Origin of the sequence: Burkholderia singularis (assembly GCF_001718875.1) — a bacterium.
Classification (GTDB): domain Bacteria; phylum Pseudomonadota; class Gammaproteobacteria; order Burkholderiales; family Burkholderiaceae; genus Burkholderia; species Burkholderia singularis.
The window spans coordinates 555555-574965 of the sequence record NZ_CP013449.1; the positions used below are offsets into that span (position 1 = coordinate 555555).

The 19411-nt window shown below is 59.9% G+C and carries 14 protein-coding genes; 12 read left to right on the top strand and 2 right to left on the bottom strand.

All coding sequences use genetic code 11. The features are described 5' to 3' along the window. Positions 1 to 105 precede the first annotated feature (105 nt). Positions 106 to 1131, bottom strand: a complete 1026-nt coding sequence (locus AQ611_RS18445) for a GlxA family transcriptional regulator (RefSeq protein ID WP_069235620.1) — start codon at positions 1129 to 1131, stop codon at positions 106 to 108. A 433-nt stretch (positions 1132 to 1564) separates the two neighbouring features. Between AQ611_RS18445 and AQ611_RS18450 the strand changes: the two genes are divergently transcribed. The 12 genes from AQ611_RS18450 (at position 1565) to AQ611_RS18505 (ending at position 17235) form a co-directional block, all read left to right on the top strand. Beyond that, entirely contained in the window at positions 1565 to 2839 is a 1275-nt protein-coding gene (locus tag AQ611_RS18450; protein ID WP_059514861.1) for a serine hydroxymethyltransferase, read from the top strand. A 73-nt stretch (positions 2840 to 2912) separates the two neighbouring features. After that, a complete protein-coding gene (locus tag AQ611_RS18455; protein WP_069235621.1) occupies positions 2913 to 3884 on the top strand; it encodes a dipeptidase in 972 nt (323 codons plus the stop codon). 132 nt (positions 3885 to 4016) lie between these two features. Further along, positions 4017 to 4550: a DUF5943 domain-containing protein gene (locus tag AQ611_RS18460; RefSeq protein WP_069235622.1), complete on the top strand. Its 534-nt coding sequence runs from the start codon at positions 4017 to 4019 to the stop codon at positions 4548 to 4550. Between the two features lie 60 nt (positions 4551 to 4610). Then, positions 4611 to 6674 (top strand): NADH:flavin oxidoreductase, encoded by a 2064-nt coding sequence (locus AQ611_RS18465; protein WP_069235623.1) that lies wholly within the window; start codon positions 4611 to 4613, stop codon positions 6672 to 6674. A gap of 3 nt (positions 6675 to 6677) precedes the next feature. Continuing rightward, on the top strand, positions 6678 to 8600 hold the full coding sequence (locus tag AQ611_RS18470) for a (Fe-S)-binding protein (protein ID WP_069235624.1): 1923 nt from the start codon (positions 6678 to 6680) through the stop codon (positions 8598 to 8600). A 3-nt stretch (positions 8601 to 8603) separates the two neighbouring features. Continuing rightward, entirely contained in the window at positions 8604 to 9776 is a 1173-nt protein-coding gene (locus AQ611_RS18475; RefSeq protein WP_069235625.1) for an electron transfer flavoprotein subunit alpha/FixB family protein, read from the top strand. Continuing rightward, entirely contained in the window at positions 9773 to 10567 is a 795-nt protein-coding gene (locus AQ611_RS18480; RefSeq protein WP_069235626.1) for a drug:proton antiporter, read from the top strand. The genes AQ611_RS18475 and AQ611_RS18480 overlap by 4 nt, the downstream gene beginning before the upstream one ends. A gap of 45 nt (positions 10568 to 10612) precedes the next feature. After that, positions 10613 to 11854: an aromatic ring-hydroxylating oxygenase subunit alpha gene (locus AQ611_RS18485; RefSeq protein WP_069235627.1), complete on the top strand. Its 1242-nt coding sequence runs from the start codon at positions 10613 to 10615 to the stop codon at positions 11852 to 11854. Positions 11855 to 11873: 19 nt separating this feature from the next. Next, positions 11874 to 13040 (top strand): FAD-binding oxidoreductase, encoded by a 1167-nt coding sequence (locus AQ611_RS18490; protein WP_069235628.1) that lies wholly within the window; start codon positions 11874 to 11876, stop codon positions 13038 to 13040. Between the two features lie 114 nt (positions 13041 to 13154). Further along, entirely contained in the window at positions 13155 to 14018 is an 864-nt protein-coding gene (locus AQ611_RS18495; RefSeq protein WP_059514844.1) for a glycine betaine ABC transporter substrate-binding protein, read from the top strand. A 177-nt stretch (positions 14019 to 14195) separates the two neighbouring features. After that, entirely contained in the window at positions 14196 to 15851 is a 1656-nt protein-coding gene (locus AQ611_RS18500) for a trimethylamine N-oxide permease (protein ID WP_069235629.1), read from the top strand. A gap of 235 nt (positions 15852 to 16086) precedes the next feature. Next, the gene (locus tag AQ611_RS18505) at positions 16087 to 17235 is read left to right on the top strand and encodes a porin (RefSeq protein WP_059515517.1); all 1149 of its coding nucleotides are present in this window, start codon (positions 16087 to 16089) and stop codon (positions 17233 to 17235) included. Between the two features lie 59 nt (positions 17236 to 17294). Here the strand turns inward: AQ611_RS18505 and AQ611_RS18510 are convergent, their stop codons facing one another. Further along, entirely contained in the window at positions 17295 to 18998 is a 1704-nt protein-coding gene (locus AQ611_RS18510; protein ID WP_069236384.1) for a M36 family metallopeptidase, read from the bottom strand. Between the last annotated feature and the right edge of the window lie 413 nt (positions 18999 to 19411).

Here is a 19411-nt window from a genome sequence, read left to right on the forward strand (position 1 = left end):
GGCTGCCGGTGCAATCGAGCGTGCCGGCAGCGTTGCGCCGCTCCTTCGCGGGGGAGCGGCAGGCCTCAAATCATTCGGAATTCCGAGCGGGTGCCGAGCGCAGTCTCATGCGTGAAGCAACAGCGGCGACGCGGTTGCGCTGCCTGGCAGCGCGGATTGAGCGAGCGGGGCAACCTGCTTGCGGCGTTCGCGCGTCGGCGCGGTGCCGAACGCATCACGATAGCTCTTGCTGAAGTGGCAGGCGGACTGGAAGCCGCAGGCCATCGTGATGTGCATGATCGACATGTCGGTCTGCAGCAGCAGTTCGCGGGCGCGGCGCAGGCGCAGGGTCAAGTAATAATGTGTCGGCGTCATGCCGAGGTGCTCGCGAAAGAGCCGCTGCAACTGCCGCTGCGACATGTTTGCCAGCCGAGCGAGTTCCTCGCGCGACAGTGGCTCCTCGATGTTGTTTTCCATCAGCGAGATCACCTCGAACAGCGATTTGTTCGCGGAACCCAGCCGGGCGACGAGCGGCATCCGCTGCTGCGCATGCGTGTCGCGCACGTGCTCGACGATGAACTGTTCGGCGATCTGCGTGACGCGTGCGGTGCCGACGCGCGCGGCGATCAGGTTCAGCATCATATCCAGCGGCGCGACGCCGCCCGTGCAGGTGATGCGGTCGCGGTCGATCACGAACAATTCCTTCAGGAAGCGCGTGTCGGGAAATTCCTCCTTCAGGGCCGACAGATTTTCCCAGTGGATCGCGCACGCGTAGCCGACCAGCAGACCCGCTTTCGCAAGCGCATAGGTGCCGGTGCACAGGCTGCCGAGCGTGACGCCGGCGCGGGCGAAGCGGCGCAGCGTGGCCAAGTGTTCGGGCAGCGTCGAGTGCTGCACGTCGACGCCCCCGCAGACAAATACGGCATCCGGCTGCCCGACGCATTCGGCCGGACCGGTATCGACCGAGAGCCCGTTGCTTGCGGTGATCATGCCGCCGTTCGGACTGATGATCGACCAGCGATAAAGCGACTGACCGCTCAAATAGTTTGCCATCCTGAGGACTTCGATCGCATTGGTGAACGCGATCATCGTGAAGTTCGGCAGCGGCATGAACGCGAAATGTGACATCGACGCGGTGCGGTCGGGCGACATGGGGGAACGTTCCTTATTTGAGCTCGATGCGACGCCGGGGCACTCGGCTCGCGTATTGTGGGAGCGAGCGCAACAAGCGTGCCATACGGCTAAACCCTAGATCGAAGCGTCCGGCGCACACATGCGCGTTGCTGCATTGCACCGTGTGCGGGAGCCGTGGCTCGACACGGGTGCAGCAGCGGCACCGTGTCAGTGCCGCACGCGGTACGAACGCCATGTTTTAGTGGTCGGATCGGGCAGCCGAGCGCTACTTGTTCAAAACGGACGGGGATGTCGGAAAAGGAAAAGAAAGCGTCTGAATTCATCAATAGGCAAAAAATCCGAACGACAAGAATAGAGCCGTCGGCGCTTGCTTCGAAGGCACGCCGGAACGCCGCGAGACGGGCTTGGCCGGGTCTTGCGGCCATCCTCCACTCCAGTGACGGAAAGCTCGATGTCGAACGCCAACCCATTCTTTTCGCAATCGCTTGCGCAGCGCGACGCGTCCGTGCGCGGCGCAATCGTCAAGGAACTCGAAAGGCAGCAGTCTCAGGTCGAATTGATCGCATCGGAAAACATCGTGTCCCGAGCGGTGCTTGAAGCACAAGGTTCGGTGCTGACGAACAAGTATGCGGAGGGCTACCCCGGCAAGCGCTATTACGGCGGCTGCGAATGCGTGGATGAAATCGAGGCGCTGGCGATCGAGCGCGTGAAGCGCATTTTCGGTGCGGCGCATGCGAACGTGCAGCCGCACTCGGGCGCACAGGCGAACGGCGCCGTGATGCTGGCGCTCGCGAAGCCGGGCGACACGGTGCTTGGAATGTCGCTCGACGCGGGAGGGCACCTGACGCACGGGGCGAAACCCGCGCTGTCCGGCAAATGGTTCAACGCGGTTCAGTACGGCGTCAATCGCGACACGATGCTGATTGATTACGACGAAATCGATGAACTCGCGCGTCAGCATCGGCCTGCCCTCATTATCGCGGGCTTTTCCGCGTATCCGCGCAAGCTCGATTTTGCCCGCTTCCGCGCAATTGCCGATGCCGTCGGTGCAAAGCTGATGGTCGACATGGCGCACATCGCCGGCGTGATCGCTGCGGGGCGGCATTCGAATCCGGTCGAGCATGCGCATGTCGTCACGTCGACGACGCACAAAACGCTGCGCGGCCCGCGCGGTGGTTTCGTGCTCACCAATGAAGACGAGATTGCGAAGAAGATTAATTCGGCGGTGTTCCCCGGTCTGCAAGGTGGCCCGCTGATGCACGTGATTGCCGGTAAAGCGGTGGCGTTCGGCGAAGTGCTGGAGGGCAGCTTCAAGACCTACATTGATGCAGTACTCGCGAACGCGCAAGCACTCGGTGACGTGCTCAAGGCAGGCGGCGTCGATCTCGTGACGGGCGGCACCGACAATCATCTGCTGCTTGTCGATTTGCGGCCCAAAGGGTTGAAAGGCATGCAGGTCGAGCAGGCGCTCGAACGTGCAGGCATCACATGCAATAAGAACGGGATTCCGTTCGATACGGAAAAGCCGACGGTCACCTCTGGCGTTCGTCTCGGCACGCCGGCTGGTACGACGCGCGGTTTCGGCGTCACGGAGTTTCGTGAGGTCGGCAGGCTGATCGTCGAGGTGCTCGACGCATTGCGCGCAAATCCCGAAGGGGATCGTGCGACTGAACAACGGGTGCGTCGGGAGATCTTCGCGCTCTGCGAACGTTTTCCGATCTATTGAAAATCGTACCCCGGCCGCTGCGCCGCCGAACCGGATTACGCGCGAAATAAACTGAGACTGGAGCCTTCAACCCATGAGTACGCTGCACGAAGACAGCATCGTCATCGACGGCCTGAATATCTCGAAATTCGACCGTTCAGTATTCGAAGATATGCGCAAAGGCGGCGTGACGGCCGCGAACTGCACGGTGTCGGTGTGGGAGAACTTCGCGAAGACGGTCGACAACATCGCGCAGATGAAAAAGCAGATTCGCGACAACAGCGAACTGCTGACGCTCGTGCGCACGACGGACGACATCCTGCGAGCCAAGCGGGAGGGCCGTACCGGCGTGATCCTCGGTTTTCAGAATGCGCATGCATTCGAGGACAACCTTGGCTATATCGAGGCGTTTGCCGACATGGGCGTGCGCGTCGTTCAACTCTGCTACAACACGCAAAATCTTGTCGGCACCGGCTGCTACGAGCGCGACGGCGGATTGTCCGATTTCGGCCGCGAAGTGATTACCGAGATGAATCGCGTCGGGATCATGGTCGATCTGTCGCATGTGGGTGGCAACACGTCGTCGGAGGCGATCGCGTTCTCGAAGAAGCCCGTTTGCTATTCGCATTGCCTGCCGTCCGGGCTCAAGGAACATCCGCGTAACAAAAGCGATGCACAGTTGAAGGAGATCGCCGATGCCGGCGGATTCGTCGGCGTGACGATGTTCGCGCCGTTCCTGAAACGTGGGATCGAAGCGACGATCGATGACTATATCGAAGCAATCGACTACGTCGTGAATCTGATCGGCGAGGATACGGTTGGCATTGGCACCGATTTTACGCAGGGCTATAGCGTCGATTTCTTCGATTGGCTCACTCATGACAAGGGGCGTTACCGGCGGCTCACGAATTTCGGGAAAGTCGTGAACCCTGAAGGTATTCGCACGATCGGCGAATTTCCGAATTTGACGGCCGCGATGGAGCGTGCGGGCTGGAAGGAGACGCGCATCCGCAAGATCATGGGCGAAAACTGGGTGCGCGTGTTCAAGGAAGTTTGGGGTGCCTAGTTTCAGACGATCAGATATCCGAATTCCCGTGTATTGGATCACTTGATTCAATAAGCCGCGATTCGCCACGGCAGATGGATAAGTGCCGCGCACAAGCCGCCGCGGCGCACGCAATTCTCTCGGAGCCACACGATGCAACCACAATTGCCGATCGACGTCGATCCGACCACCGGCGTCTGGACCACCGATGCGCTGCCGATGCTGTACGTGCCGCGTCATTTTTTCACGAACAATCACACGGCGGTTGAGGAGGCGCTTGGCCGCGACGTGTACGCGCAGATTCTCTATCGGGCCGGCTACAAGTCAGCCTATCACTGGTGCGACAAGGAAGCGAAACAGCACGGGCTCGCCGGGCTTGCGGTGTTCGAGCATTACCTGAAAAGGTTGTCTCAGCGCGGCTGGGGACTGTTTTCGATCGTCGACGCCGACCCCATTCAGGCGCGCGCCCGGGTCGAACTGCGCCACTCGTCGTTCGTACTCGCGCAGCCCGGCAAGGAAGGCAAGCTCTGCTACATGTTCGCGGGCTGGTTCGCCGGCGCGATGGACTGGGTCAACGATACGACACCGGAAAACAATAACGCGCCGCGCGCGTGGTCTCGCGAGACGCAATGTGCGGCCGAAGGGCACGACTATTGCGTTTTCGAAGTGTCGCCGCTCGCGCACTGACACGGTATTCGTCAGGACAACATCACATTTCGCTAGCATAAACGTCAGAGGTCGACCGAAATGCGTTACCCCCACTTGTTCAAACCACTGACGCTGAACCAGCTCACGCTGCGCAACCGGATCGTCAGCACCGCGCATGCCGAAGTCTATGCCGAGCCGGGCGGGTTGCCGGGCGAGCGCTATATTCGCTATTACGAGGAAAAAGCGAAAGGCGGCGTTGGCCTTGCTGTCTGTGGAGGATCGAGCCCGGTATCGATCGACAGCCCGCAAGGCTGGTGGAAATCGGTCAATTTGTCGACCGACAAAGTGATAGAGCCGCTCGCTCGCCTTGCCGAAGCGATGCATCGGCATGGCGCGAAGATCATGATTCAGGCCACCCACATGGGCCGCCGATCGGCGTTCCATGGCGAGCATTGGCCGCATCTCATGTCACCGTCCGGTGTGCGTGAGCCTGTCCATCGCGGCAATGCGAAAGTGATCGAACCGGAGGAGATCCGCCGCATCATCGGCGATTTTGCCGCGGCCGCCAAGCGTGTGAAAGACGCCGGCATGGACGGCATTGAGATTTCCGCTGCGCACCAGCATCTGATCGATCAGTTCTGGAGCCCGCGCACGAATTTCCGGAACGACGAATGGGGCGGCAGCCTCGAGAACCGCTTGCGCTTCGGTCTGGAAGTGCTGCGTGCGGTGCGCGAAGCGGTCGGCAGCGATTTCTGCGTCGGCTTGCGGATGTGCGGTGACGAATTTCATGAGGACGGTCTCGATCACGTGCAGTTGAGGGAGATTGCGCATGCGATGTCCGACACGGGCCTCATCGATTATCTCGGCGTAATCGGTTCGGGAGCAGATACACACAATACGCTCGCGAATTGCATGCCGCCGATGGCGTTGCCGCCGGAGCCGTTTGTGCACCTCGCGGCAGGCATCAAATCGGTCGTCAAGGTGCCGGTGATGCATGCACAGAGCATTCGCGATGCGGGGCAGGCCGAGCGGCTGCTCGCGAACGGGATGGTGGACCTCGTCGGGATGACGCGTGCGCAGATTGCCGATCCGCATATGGTCATCAAGATTCGCGATGGCCGTGAGGACGAGATCAAGCAGTGCGTCGGTGCGAACTATTGCATTGACCGTCAGTACAACGGGCTCGACGTGCTGTGTGTGCAGAATGCGGCGACGTCGCGCGAAGCGACGATGCCGCACGTGATCGAGAAATCGCGCGGTCCGAAACGCAAGGTTGTCGTCGTCGGCGCGGGGCCGGCTGGACTCGAAGCGTCGCGCGTCGCGCGTGCGCGCGGTCACGATGTCGTGTTGTTCGAAAAGAATCGCGAAGTCGGCGGGCAGATCCTGCTGGCGGCCAAGGCGCCGCAACGCGAACAGATGGCGGGCATCGTGCGCTGGTTCGATCTGGAGACGAAGCGCTTGGGCGTCGATCGGCGGCTCGGTGTCGAAGCCGACATGAAAGCGATTCTCGCCGAGAAGCCGGATATTGTCGTGCTTGCGACCGGCGGCGCGAGTTTCACTTCGCAGGTGAGCGCATGGGGCGTCGCCGACGGTCTCGCGGTCAGCGCGTGGGACATCCTGTCGGGCCGCGTTGAGCCGAAGCGCAACGTGCTGGTTTACGACGGGGTCAGCATGCACGCAGGCGCGGGTGTGGCGGATTTCATCGCGAGCCGCGGCTCCCAGGTCGAGATCGTCACGCCGGACGTGAAAGTTGCCGACGATTGCGGCGGCACGACATTCCCGATCTTCTATCGCAGGTTGTATGCGCAAGGCGTGATCCATACGCCGAATTATTGGCTCGATCGCGTGTATGAGGAAGACGGCAAGAAGATCGCCGTGTTGCGCAACGAATACACGGAAGAACAGGAGGAGCGCGCGGTCGATCAAGTCGTGATCGAGAATGGCATCACGCCGAACGATGCGCTGTACTGGCAACTGAAACCGGAATCGGTGAACCGCGGGCAGATCGACGTTCATAAGCTTTTCGCTGCGCAACCTCAGCCGTGTTTGTCCGAAGCGCTGGGCGACGGCCGTTTCCTGTTGTTTCGCGTCGGCGATTGCATCTCGATGCACAACATCCACGGCGCAATCTACGATGCACTGCGACTTGCTAAGGATTTCTGACAGATGAATCCGGCCATTCTGATTACCGTGCTGCTGTGGCTGTCGATCATAGGGCTCGCGTTTGCCGTTGCGAAGCGGGCGGCATATTGGCGGCTTGGCCGCGCGAGCGTGCCCGGCACGTTCGGCATTACCCACTTGTTGACGATTCCGAAGCGCTATTTCGTCGATTTGCATCATGTCGTCGCCCGTGATCCGTATATCGCGAAAACGCATGTCGCGACTGCCGGCGGCGCGATAGCCGCGCTCATGCTCGTGTTCGTCAACTACGGGCTGGCGCTCTATTCGCCGTGGCTCGATGTGTTGATCTTCATTGCAGCGCTCGCGATGTTCGTCGGTGCGGTGTACGTTTGGCGCCGGCGGCATGCGAAGGACGTGCCGACCAGACTGTCGCGCGGCCCCTGGAATACGCTGCCGTGGTTGCTCGGGGCATTCTCGCTCGGTCTCATGCTGCTGGTGTTCGTGCCAGCGTCGGTGATGTCGGGCGGATTCGCGTTGCTCTGTGCGCTGATGACCGGCGCGGGCGCGTTCGCGATGACCGTCGGCGCGGCGCGCGGTGGCCCGATGAAGCATGCGGTTGCCGGTTTGCTGCACCTTGCGTTTCATCCGCGTCAGGAGCGCTTCGATGCGACGCGCACCGCGTATGCCAGTGGCCCTGCGATACCGCCGAACGCGCTGAAGCCTGCCGATGTCGAACATAACGAATTCGGCGTGGCGAGACCCGTGGAATTCCGCTGGAATCAGCTATTGAGCTTCGATGCATGCGTGCAGTGCGGTAAATGCGAAGCCGCGTGTCCTGCGTTCGCGGCCGGCCAGCCGCTCAATCCGAAGAAACTGATCCAGGATCTCGTCGTCGGGATGGCGGGCGGCACCGATTCGGCCTATGCGGGCAGCCCCACACCGGGCATTCCGGTCGGCAAGCATGGCGGTGCGCCGCAACGCGCGATCGTGCCCGAGCTGATCGAGGCCGATACGTTGTGGTCGTGCACGACATGCCGCGCCTGCGTGCACGAATGTCCGATGCTGATCGAGCATGTCGACGCGATCGTCGACATGCGCCGCAACCAGACGCTCGTTCACGGCGCGGTGCCGGGCAAGGGTGCGCAAGTGCTCGCGAATTTGCGCGAAACAGGCACGATGGGCGGTTATGACGTGGCAGCGCGCTACGACTGGGCGGTCGATCTCGGCGCACGCATCGCCCAACCGGCACATCCTGTCGATGTGCTGATCGTCGCGGGCGAAGGCGCGTTCGACATGCGCTATCAGCGCACGCTGCGCGCACTCGTAAAAGTGCTGAATCGCGCAGGTGTCGACTATGCGGTGCTTGGTGCGGCGGAAACGGATACGGGCGACGTCGCACGCCGGCTTGGCGACGAGGCGACGTTTATGCAAAGCGCGACGCGCCTGATCGATACGCTCGGCAAACTTTCGTTCACGCAGATCGTGACGGCCGATCCACACGTGATGCACAGCCTGCAAAACGAATATCGGGCTTTTGGTGTGCGATATACCGTGAAGCATCATACGGCGTTCATCGCGGAACTGGTCGCGGCGGGCAAAATTTCGCCGCGCGCGGCCGAAGCGTTGCGCGACAAGCGTATTACCTATCATGATCCTTGCTATCTCGGCCGTTACAACGGGCAGATCGATGCGCCGCGCAAGCTTCTGAAGACGATCGGCATCCAAATCGTCGAAATGGAGCGGCATGGCGTGCGCGGCCGCTGTTGCGGCGGCGGCGGCGGTGCGCCGCTCACCGATATTCCCGGCAAGCAGCGGATTCCCGACATTCGGATTGCCGACGCGCGGGCGGTGGGCGCCGAAGTAGTCGCGGTGGGCTGCCCGAATTGCACCGCGATGCTCGAAGGCGTCGTCGGCCCACGGCCCGACGTGCTCGACATCGCGGAACTGGTCGCCGCATCGTTGGAGTAACCCATGACGCTGCTCAAAAGAATCGATCCACGCCGGCCGTTCGTTGTGACGGCGGCAGGGCTCAGGCGCATCACGCTTGGCGAGACGGGCGGCATATCGGCCGATGCCGCGCAGTGGCAGCCGCGCGCCGGGCACGTGGAATCGGCGAAGCCGCTGCGCGAAGTGCGCGATGCAAAAAGCGTATTGCTGGTTGCATGCCACAGTGAGCGCGGCACGCTCGATGATCACGCACGCCAGGCGATCGCGGCGGCTGCGCTGATTGCCGACGCGCAAACCGAAGTCGTGCTCGTCGTTTTCGGCGCATTGATCGACGACGCAGGAGCGCTTGGCGCCGATGCGCTGATCGTCTTGCCTGATTTCGATCGCCGGACGTTTGACCCCGAGCGCGAACTCGACGCATTGCGAACGTGTGCTGCCGCATTATCGCCGCGGCACGTGTTCATGCCTGACGACGCGTCAGGTAGCGGCGATCTCGGACGCCGCTATGCCGCCGCAATGAATGCGAGCGTCGCGACGCATGTTGTCGAGATCGACGCCAAGCACGTGGGTGTCTATACCGACGCAAAACGCAGTTTCGCGACGCGCTCGCTGCCCGACGTCGTGCTGCTTGCACCGAACGCCGTTGAAATGAAGCTCCCGTTCTCGGGCGCGGCGCGTGCGCTTGCGATCGACTCGTCCTCCAGCTTCGGCTCGGCTGCTGGCGATGCGTATCGGGATTTCGGCATCGAAGCGATCGATGCGGCTCAAGTCGCACTCGAAGAGGCGGATTTCATCGTGTCGGCCGGCAACGGCGTGACCGATATCGCGGCATTCGAGCAACTGGCGACGGCCTTCGGCGCGGCGATCGGCGCAAGCCGTGTCGCGGTCGACAACGGCCACTTCGCACGTGACAAGCAGGTTGGCGCGACGGGCAAGACGGTCGAAGCGAGTGTCTATATCGCGTTCGGCATTTCGGGGGCCGTCCAACACTTGCAAGGAATCAAGGACTGCCGACATGTGATTGCAGTGAATCTCGACGGCAGCGCACCGATCGTCAAGCGCGCGAACCTGACTATCGTCGGTGATGCTCAGCAAACGATCGCCGCATTGACCGAGGCGGTAGGTGCCGCACGCGCGGCGAATGCACAGGCAGGCGTCGTGCGGCATTCGCATGAGCAGGAAGGAGTGATTGCATGAACTCGTATCGCCGGCTCGAAACTATCGCGGTGCTGGTGTCGATCGGGCGCAACCCGGTATCAGGGGTGCCGCGCTACAGCCGCAACGACGCGGCGGCGCTCGACATCGGTCGCGCGCTTGCCGCGGAGCATGGCGCGCGGCTCAGCGTGATCCACGCGGGCGATCCGGGCAATCCGGCGCTTGCCGATTATCTTGCGCTCGGTGCGGCAGAGATCGAAGTGCTCGAATGCGCGGACGGTGACGATGCGATCGCCGCGCTTGCCGCACGCGTGCGCGGTTGCGATCTCGTGCTGACCGGAACCCGAGCGGAAGGGGCGTATGACTCCGGCATGTTGCCATATCGCTTGGCGGCATCACTGGGCTGGCGATTTGCCGGGGCAGCGGTCGATGTTGGCGTCGAGGCGGGCAGGGCGACGCTGCGTCAGTTCTTGCCGAAAGGTCTGCGAAGACGTGTCGACGCGGCGTTGCCCGCTGTCGTCGCCGTGCATCCGCTCGCGAACGCTGCGCCACGCTACGCGTATGCACGATTGCGTGCGGGCGCCGTGCGCGCGGGGCGCGCGGGGCGCGTTATGGTGGACGCATCGACCGAGGCCGCGCAATGGACGAAGCGCACAGCGACTCGCCCGCCGGTGAAGCTCGCGGCGGCGGATAAGCGTTCGGGCCATGCACGGATGCTGAGCGCGACGACCACCGAGAGCCGTGGCGGAAACGTCGTAATTGAAGGGAGTTCGGTCGAAAAAGCACAAGTGATTCTCGCGTATTTGCGCGAGCATCGACTTATCGACTATTGAATCGACGATGCCTGTCGGCAAAAACCAAGGAATCCGGAGCAAAAGATGACAGTATCGGCAGACATCCGCGCGCTGGTGGCGCGGCGCAAAACAGGCCATAGCTTGGAGGCGCCGTTTTATCTGAGCGACGAGGTTTTCGCACTTGATATCGACGCGATATTTCGTAGGCACTGGATCCAGGTGGCGGTCGAACCGGACGTGCCCGAGCCAGGCGATTACGTAACAATCGAAATTGGATCAGATTCGATTCTGATCGTGCGCGACGACGATATGGAGATCCGCGCATTTCACAACGTCTGTCGCCACCGGGGCGCGCGATTGTGTAACGAGGAGAAGGGATCGGTCGGCAATATCGTCTGCCCATATCATAGCTGGACCTACAATTTGACCGGCAAACTCATGTTTGCCGAGCACATGGGCGAGCAATTCGATCGTTGCAAGCACAGCCTCAAGCCGGTGCATCTGCAAAATCTGGCGGGGCTTTTGTTCGTTTGTCTCGCCGATGAACCCCCTGCCGATTTCGCCAGGATGCGCGCGGCGATGGAGCCGTACATGCTGCCGCATGATTTGCCGAACACGAAAATTGCGGCACAGGTCGATATCGTCGAGAAAGGTAACTGGAAGCTGACGATGGAGAACAATCGCGAATGCTACCACTGCATCGCGAACCATCCGGAACTGGTCGTTTCGCTGTACGAATATGGATTCGGCTATCAGCCGTCGCCGACCAATGCGCAAGGCATGGCCGAGTTCGAACGTGTCTGCGTCGAGCGCGCCGCGCAGTGGGAGGCGCTGAATCTGCCGTCTGTCGAAATCGAGCGCCTGACCGACGTGACCGGTTTTCGCACGCAGCGTCTGCCGCTCGATCGCAGCGGTGAATCCCAAACGCTCGATGCAAGGATCGCGTCGAAGAAGCTGCTTGGCGAATTCCGCCGCGCTGATCTTGGTGGCTTGTCTTTCTGGACGCAGCCCAACTCATGGCATCACTTCATGAGTGATCATATCGTGACTTTTTCGGTCATTCCGTTGTCGCCGGGCGAAACGCTCGTGCGAACGAAATGGCTCGTACACAAGGATGCGCAGGAAGGTGTCGATTACGACGTGAAAAATCTGACTGCCGTCTGGAACGCGACGAACGACCAGGATCGTGCGCTCGTCGAGTTTTCCCAGCGAGGCGCATCGAGCAGCGCCTATGAGCCGGGCCCGTATTCTCCGTACACCGAAGGGTATGTCGAGAAATTCTCAGAATGGTATATCGACCGGCTGGCCGCCTATATTGGCATCTAGCACGGCGACGGAGTGCAACATGATGCGAGATACCGAGAATTTCGAGCCCGTCGACAGCCGTGTGACGCGTCCAGCGTTCTGGCGGGAATTGCCGGAACGCTGGACGAGCGATGTCGAGGAATCGCTCGTCTGCTGCCAGGTGCGGCAGGAAACGCACGATGTCAAAAGCTTCTTCTTTCGTTCACGTCAAGGGCGGGCATTTTCGTTCGAGCCGGGGCAGTTCGTCACGCTGGAGCTGGACATCGACGGCGAAACGCTTAACCGCTGCTATACGATTTCATCGTCGCCGGCACGGCCGCATACGATTTCGATCACGGTGAAGCGCGTGCCCGGCGGAAGGGTGTCGAACTGGCTGCACGACAATCTGCGGCCCGGCGCGGCGATCCGTGTGCTCGGGCCAGCGGGCGTATTCAGTTGCGCCAGGCATCCCGCTCGCAAGTATCTGTTTTTGTCTGCGGGCTCAGGCATCACACCGCTGATGTCGATGAGTCGAGCGCATCACGACCTTGCCGAAGATCGCGACATCGTGTTCGTGCACAGCGCACGCACGCCGGACGACATCATCTTTGCGCGCGAACTCGATCTGATTGCCGCGTCTCAGGCGAATTTCCGCACGGCGTTCGTTTGCGAGCGGCTTGGCGCGCGTACTAACTGGCACGGCGTAACCGGTTATTTGTCCCTGCCGCTATTGAAGCTGATCGCCCCGGATTTTCTCGATCGGGAAATTTTCACTTGCGGGCCGGCGCCGTATATGAAAGCTGTTCGGGATCTACTAGACGAAGCGGGATTCGATCGCAGCCGTTATCACGAGGAGAGTTTTTCGTTCGAAACGCTTATCGAAGAGGACGGGCCGACGAGCGGCGGCAATGTGCAAGGTGAGCCGTGCAGTGCTGAGCCGGGGAGCGCAGGCGGCACCCAAGCCCGGCAGTATGCGGTCAGTTTTGCGAAAAGCGGGCGCGAAATCATCTGTAATCCGGATCAAAACGTACTGGACGCCGCGCGGTTGGCAGGCGTGCGCTTAGCCGCGTCGTGTACCCAGGGAATGTGCGGCACCTGCAAGGTGAAGCTGGTCTCGGGACAGGTAGACATGAAGCACAACGGTGGCATCCGTCAGAGGGAAATCGATCAAGGCATGGTGTTGCTATGTTGCAGCAAGCCGCTGTCCGATCTGGTCGTCGATAAATAGGCACGCTGCGTCGTGGTTGGGCAAATGCATGTCGCAAAGACGGAGTATCGGGGATTTCTGATCGACGAATCTGAAGAGGTCATTCGCGTCTTGAAAACCTCGGGGAGATCGAGCATGAAGCGCTTTGCAAAATGGGTAAGCGGCGGTGTGCTGTCGATGTTTTTGTTTGCGGCTTCATCGACATTTGCTGATACGAAGCCGATATTGAAAATCGGTTATGTCGAAGGCTGGGACGATAGTGTTGCGACGTCCAATGTCGCCGCACGGGTCATCGAGACGCGGCTGGGCTACCCAGTCCAACTCGTTCCTGTTGCAGCCGGCGTAATGTGGCAGGGCGTTGCGCGCGGCGATCTCGATGCGACGTTGTCTGCATGGTTACCCACCACGCAGGGTGCCTATTGGGATCAGTTCAAGGCTAAGGTCGTCAATCTCGGCGTGAATTTTCCGGATGCGCGGCTTGGCCTGGTGGTGCCTGCCTACGTGAATGCGAAGACGGTCGAGGATTTGAACGCCAATAAAGCCGAATTTGGCGCCCGCATCGTCGGTATCGATGCGGGTGCTGGCCTGATGCGCAAGACCGACGATGCGCTCAAGGCATACCGCCTTGACTACACGCTGATGCCGAGTTCGGGTAGTGCGATGACTGCGGAGCTGGCACGCGCGATTCACGCGAACAAAGCGATCGTCGTGACCGGATGGGCGCCTCATTGGATGTTCGCGAAGTGGAAATTGCGCTTTCTCGACGACCCCAAAAGGGTTTACGGCGCGGCAGAGCATGTCGATAGCGTCGCGAACCCAGGCCTCGAGGTGAAGGCTAAGCCGGTTGTCGCGTTCCTGAAGAAATTTCAGTGGAAGCCAGGCGAGATCGACACCGTGATGCTCGCGATTCAGAACGGTACGAAACCGGCCGCCGCAGCCGATGCATGGATCGCGGCGCATCGCGATCGGGTAGCCGATTGGCTCGGCTCAATGCCCTGACGAACCCCGTGCGAGCCTGCTCATGCGTGCATTGGGAGGATAAATAAAATATGCAGTTATCCGAACTAATTAACAAAAAATTGAACTTTTAAGCGGAAAAATCAGCATTTTTTTAGTTTTGTTTAAAATTGTTGGTAGAATGTAATCTTGTTCGGGCTCCTCACGGGAGGGCTTTTGATGAGTCAAGCAGGACTGCGTACGCGCAGCACCAGCGATATCGAATCAACGATCTCACATGAAGAAGAAGGCCGCACGCTGCATCGCGGCTTGGATTGGAAGGATGCTTTTTGGGTAACGAGCGGTGTGCCTGCGGGTGTGCTGTTCACGATCGGCGGCGTATGTGCGACGGTCGGCCAACCCGCGTGGGCGATCTGGATCGCCGCGATCACGATGGGTTTGATTCAAAGCGCGACTTATGCGGAAATTTCCGGGCTATTTCCCCATAAATCGGGCGGCGCATCGGTATACGGTGCGATGGGTTGGGTGCGTTACAGCAAGTTGATCGCACCCGTTTCGGTGTGGTGCAACTGGCTCGCGTGGTCGCCGATGCTGGCGCTCGGCTGCGGTCTTGCCGCGAGCTATGCACTCACCAGCTTGTTTCCTGCCGACGCGGCTATCCTCAATTGGAAGTGGACGCTCCTCGATCTCGGCTTCATCAAGTCCGGTCTTACTCTGCGTGTCGACGCAACTTTTGTGATCGCGGCAATTCTGTTGCTCGTCACTTTCAAACTGCAGCATAGCGGTGCGTCGAAAGCCGCGCGTACTCAGCGCATCCTCGGCATCGCGTCATTGACGCCGCTTTTGATCGTCGGCATCGTGCCGTTCGTCACGGGCGATGTGCCGATATCGAATCTGCTGCCTTTGTTACCGCTCGGACGCGATGCACACGGCAACCTGACTGCGGCTTCGTTCGGAAGTTGGAATGGGCAGGGTGTCGTGATGGCGCTCGGCGCGATGTTTATGGCCGGCTGGGCGTCATACGGTTTTGAAACGGCGGTGTGTTACACCCGCGAATTTCGCGATCCGCGCCGCGATACCGCGAAGGCGATCTTCTGGTCGGGCGCGCTGTGCCTGATCGTCATGACACTCGTGCCAATGGCGTTTCAGGGGGCACTAGGCACTGCGGCAATGCTCGATCCACATATCGGGGATGGCACGGGTGTTGCTGCTGCGATGGCGCGTATCGTCGGCGGCGGTGCATGGGTGGCCAATGCGATCGTCGTGATGCTGATGCTATCGATCCTGCTGATCGTGATGACGTCGATGATGGGCTCGTCCCGCACGCTCTATCAAGCGTCCGTTGATGGCTGGCTGCCGAAATACCTTTCGCACGTCAACGAGCATGGTGCGCCGACGCGCGCGATGTGGACCGATCTCGGTTTCAATCTCGTGCTGCTGATGATGTCCGACTACATGACTGTGCTGTCGGTCTCGAATGTCTGCTACATGCTGTTCGTCTTCCTGAATCTGCAGTCGGGATGGATTCATCGAATGGATCGTGGCGACCGGGCGCGGCCGTTCCGGTGCCCGACATGGTTGCTTGTGCTTGGTGCCGTATGCGGCTACGCGAATCTTGTCTATGTAGGCGTCGGGGCGGATCTGCAAGGCAAAGGTACGCTGCGTAACGGTTTGATTGCGATGCTGCTAATCGTGCCGGTTTTCGTCTATCGCCATTACTGGCAGGACCGTGGTCGTTTCCCTGAGCAAATGGCCCGTGATATTTCACTGACGATATCGCAGCGCAGCCGCTGGTTCAATATCGCGCCTTATGCTGCGCTGGTTGGTGCAGTGCTGACCATCGGCATTTCTTATTACGTTGCGTGGGGCCGCTAAGGCGCTCGTCGCGGCCATCTCACTTCCTTTCCCATATCTGTTCGATTGGAGCACGCGACGCTTGCAGTCGCGTGTGGAACATTCGCTGTCGCGTTTACGCGGGTTGAATGAAATATGGGTTTGTATTTTTCGCGAACAGTATCAGCGAGCGACGCCGTGGCTTGGCGTCATTCGACGGTGCTCGCGGGCGCGTGAACCGCGCGTGAAATTTTCCGATGGCTTGGGGAGGGTGATGATGAAAAGCTCGAATGTCGCTTGGCTGAGCGCGATTCCGGTCGCGGTTGCAATGGCTGGTATGCCGGCTGCGGTCCGTGCGCAAAGCAGCGTCACACTGTACGGCATCGTTGATGGGGGCGTGACCTACGTGAATAATTCGGGTGGCTCGCACGTCTTCAAGTTCGACGATGGCGTCTCGTATGGAAACCGAATCGGCTTCAAAGGCACCGAGGATCTCGGTGGCGGCTTGAAAGCGGTGTTTACACTCGAAACCGGCTTCCGGCTCGGAACCGGCGCGCTCGGTTTCAATGGAGCGGAATTTGGTCGGCAGGCATATGTCGGATTACAAAACGATTGGGGCACGCTATCGTTCGGCAATCAGCTCGACATGACGGAGGAGATGGTCTTCCTGACCAACGTATCCGCATGGGCAAGCGGCTATGCGATTCACCAGGGTGATTTCGACCGGTTCAACGGCGACCGGTTGCCGAACTCCGTGAAGTTTCTGTCGAATACGTTTGGAGGCTTCAAGTTCGGCGCAATGTACTCGTTCGGCAACGTTGCCGGAAACTTTCACCGCAACAGCGCATACAGCGTCGGCGCCAACTATACGCAAGGCGATCTGTCGGTGGGTGCCGCGTATACGCGTCTGAACAATCCGAACGGTATCTATGCATTCGATCCTTATGCAATGCTCGGCGTGAAGACTTTTCTCGGTCAGCCGACGGTTCGCGTCGATCCGGTTACAGGGCAAGTTTCCGATTTGTTTTCGAGCAGGCCGATGGACGTGGATAGCCAGAGCACGTTGGGCGTCGGCGGAAGCTATACGATCAAGGATTTGACGCTGATCGGCAATTTCACTTACACGACGATCAAAGGGTTCGGCCAATCGTCGCACATGCAAGTCTACGAAGGCGGGGCGAGCTACCAGATCACGCCTGCGTTCAGCTTCATCGGCGGCTATCAGCACACACGTTTTGAGGGGCACCACTGGAACCAGGGCTCGGCGGGGTTCCACTACTTGTTGTCGAAGCGGACCGATGTCTATGTATCCGGCGATTATCTGCGCGCGTCGAATGGCGTCGATGCGGTGATCGGCTACAGCTTTACGCCGTCTACGACTCAAACGCAGGCCGACATCCGAATCGGGATGCGGCATTCGTTCTGATTCGGGCGTGCGGTGTAATCCGCACGCCCCGATGGAGTCCCGGCGAAGCCCGGCTCTCGTTACATTGCCTTAGGCACGGTCACGCCATATGTACAGCTCTTGTTGTATGCGTTGCCGATCGCATTGATCTGTGTGCTGCTGTAGCCGAGTGCCGCCGCCGCAGTCAGCACGGCTTGGGCTGCGGATTTCTGGCTGGTCGAGCTGTTGGTCATCGACAGTCCTTTGAGGAATGCCTTGTCCATGGCAGCGCCGCCGATCGCATCGCGCGCGACGAGGTTGCACGAAGCCCAGTATTGTCCGGCGGAATGGATTTCCTCGTTACGAATCTGGGTGTAGGTACGCCCTACGTTGTAGTTCGTCACGCGGCCGGCCCAGTATTCGTTGTGACCGTCCCAGACGAACACCCAGTTGTATTGCGCATCGGACGAGCTCCAGCGGCCGTGATCGCGGTTGTATCCAGCCGCGAGGTAGTCGCCTGTGCCTTCGGACAGTCCTTCGACTTGCGAGAGTCCGCCGTTCGTGATCCAGTCGTGGATGCCGTGTCCCAGCTCGTGAATGACGACGTCCGCGTCTTCCGCATCGTCAACGCCGCCCTGACCGAACGACAGCTTGCCGGAACTCGGTGAGTATGACGAATTATCCGCGCCAGATTGACCGTGCGGATCGTATTGCACGCCTCCGACATACTGATACGGCGTTGCCTTGATACCCAGATCCAGGTTCACATAACGCAGGAACGTATCGATATGGTAGTACGCATTCACCGCTTCGAAATACGGGCTGGAGCGTGTGAAATCGAATGTTGTCGATGTTTGGACCGGGCATGCATTGTCATTGGGCGCATCGAAATCGACACATACCGCGTAGGGGCCAGCGAGTTTGTAATTCGTTCCCGACTGAGTGAGATCCTTGAGCGTCACACGCACCCGTGCTGCGGTTAATTGCGTCGAATCCGCATTGTTGTTGTCCTTGAAGCCGGTACTACCGTAACTGCTTCTTGTCGCCGAGAGGGGATCGGGCAAAAATACGAACCCTGCACCGTCCGTTGCGTAGGACGCCTTGTCTTCTGCGCGCAGCACTTCGCCGCTGTTTGCATCGATGATCAACTCCCAATCACCGTGCAGGCTGTCTTGCGGTTTGCCGCGCACCTTCCATGCCGTGTGCGTGCCGTTACCGTCAACGAACGCGACGAGTTGTGACCGAACGTTCGCGAATCCGCCAATGCCTAGATAGGCGCGTGCGCGATCGAGTGCTTGTTGACTATCGACGGCTTGCGATTTGCTCGATACAAGCGTGACGCCGTTCACCGCATTGCTGGCGACGTATAAGACGCGGCCGTCCGGCGCGACCGTGACTGCGATGTCGCTGTCGTAGACGGGAAGCCCTGCTGCGCGTTGCTGGAAGCGCACGACGGTAAAAGTGTCATCGCGTCGCTCGGCCGCAACCGCCAGATTGGCGACTGAACTCTGATCGATCCCGAGTTGAGCGGCGTGCGCGGCGATAAATTCGCGTGCCATCGTCACGGCATCGGCTTTCTTTGCACGAAATGCCGGGCTTGGCAACGTAATCGAAACTACTCCAGGGCGGATTTGCCCAGTTTTGCTTGTTTGGTCGAGGGGAGCGACGATGCCGCGTGTCAGACTGGCACGGCGGCTTTCTTCTTGTGGATTCGGTGCTTTCGAATCTGCCCAGGCCGTCGATGCGGTGCCGAAACCGACGGCGAGGCTCAGTGCGAACGGCAGTGCTTTTAGGGATGTCAGCATCATCTCTCCTGATCTAAAAAGATTTGGATAGCGAAACAAATACGAGAAAATTCTCGGACGACAAAATCCCTGCGCCGGCTAGATCGAGCCGACGCAATTGGACAGATAAAAGAGTGAAGCGGCGTGTCGCCGCTGGATATCAGCGCAAGTGGCGCGAGCCGGGCGATGGATGGAAGGGGACGTGCAGGACGGCGTGCGAATCGACAGACAGGTGCGGCGAGAATAGATCGTGCATCGTCATAATAAGCCCCTCGGAATCGATATTCGATATGCAGCTTTTCTATTCACGGACCCCTCGTGTAGAGCCTCGAGTTGTCAGCGTGACCATCTATTTGTAGCCATGTTACAGAATATTTTCAATGCTATTTCGATGTATTTTCGATAACGGACTCGGCGTGCAAGATCAGTAAGGT

Excerpts from the sequence above, each read along its gene's own strand:
- AQ611_RS18495 (WP_059514844.1), top strand. The coding sequence starts at position 13,155 with ATGAAGCGCTTTGCAAAATGGGTAAGCGGCGGTGTGCTGTCGATGTTT.
- AQ611_RS18510 (WP_069236384.1), bottom strand. The coding sequence starts at position 18,998 with ATGCTGACATCCCTAAAAGCACTGCCGTTCGCACTGAGCCTCGCCGTC.
- AQ611_RS18485 (WP_069235627.1), top strand. The coding sequence starts at position 10,613 with ATGACAGTATCGGCAGACATCCGCGCGCTGGTGGCGCGGCGCAAAACA.
- AQ611_RS18500 (WP_069235629.1), top strand. The coding sequence starts at position 14,196 with ATGAGTCAAGCAGGACTGCGTACGCGCAGCACCAGCGATATCGAATCA.
- AQ611_RS18455 (WP_069235621.1), top strand. The coding sequence starts at position 2,913 with ATGAGTACGCTGCACGAAGACAGCATCGTCATCGACGGCCTGAATATC.
- AQ611_RS18490 (WP_069235628.1), top strand. The coding sequence starts at position 11,874 with ATGATGCGAGATACCGAGAATTTCGAGCCCGTCGACAGCCGTGTGACG.
- AQ611_RS18445 (WP_069235620.1), bottom strand. The coding sequence starts at position 1,131 with ATGTCGCCCGACCGCACCGCGTCGATGTCACATTTCGCGTTCATGCCG.
- AQ611_RS18465 (WP_069235623.1), top strand. The coding sequence starts at position 4,611 with ATGCGTTACCCCCACTTGTTCAAACCACTGACGCTGAACCAGCTCACG.
- AQ611_RS18475 (WP_069235625.1), top strand. The coding sequence starts at position 8,604 with ATGACGCTGCTCAAAAGAATCGATCCACGCCGGCCGTTCGTTGTGACG.
- AQ611_RS18450 (WP_059514861.1), top strand. The coding sequence starts at position 1,565 with ATGTCGAACGCCAACCCATTCTTTTCGCAATCGCTTGCGCAGCGCGAC.
- AQ611_RS18470 (WP_069235624.1), top strand. The coding sequence starts at position 6,678 with ATGAATCCGGCCATTCTGATTACCGTGCTGCTGTGGCTGTCGATCATA.
- AQ611_RS18505 (WP_059515517.1), top strand. The coding sequence starts at position 16,087 with ATGAAAAGCTCGAATGTCGCTTGGCTGAGCGCGATTCCGGTCGCGGTT.
- AQ611_RS18480 (WP_069235626.1), top strand. The coding sequence starts at position 9,773 with ATGAACTCGTATCGCCGGCTCGAAACTATCGCGGTGCTGGTGTCGATC.
- AQ611_RS18460 (WP_069235622.1), top strand. The coding sequence starts at position 4,017 with ATGCAACCACAATTGCCGATCGACGTCGATCCGACCACCGGCGTCTGG.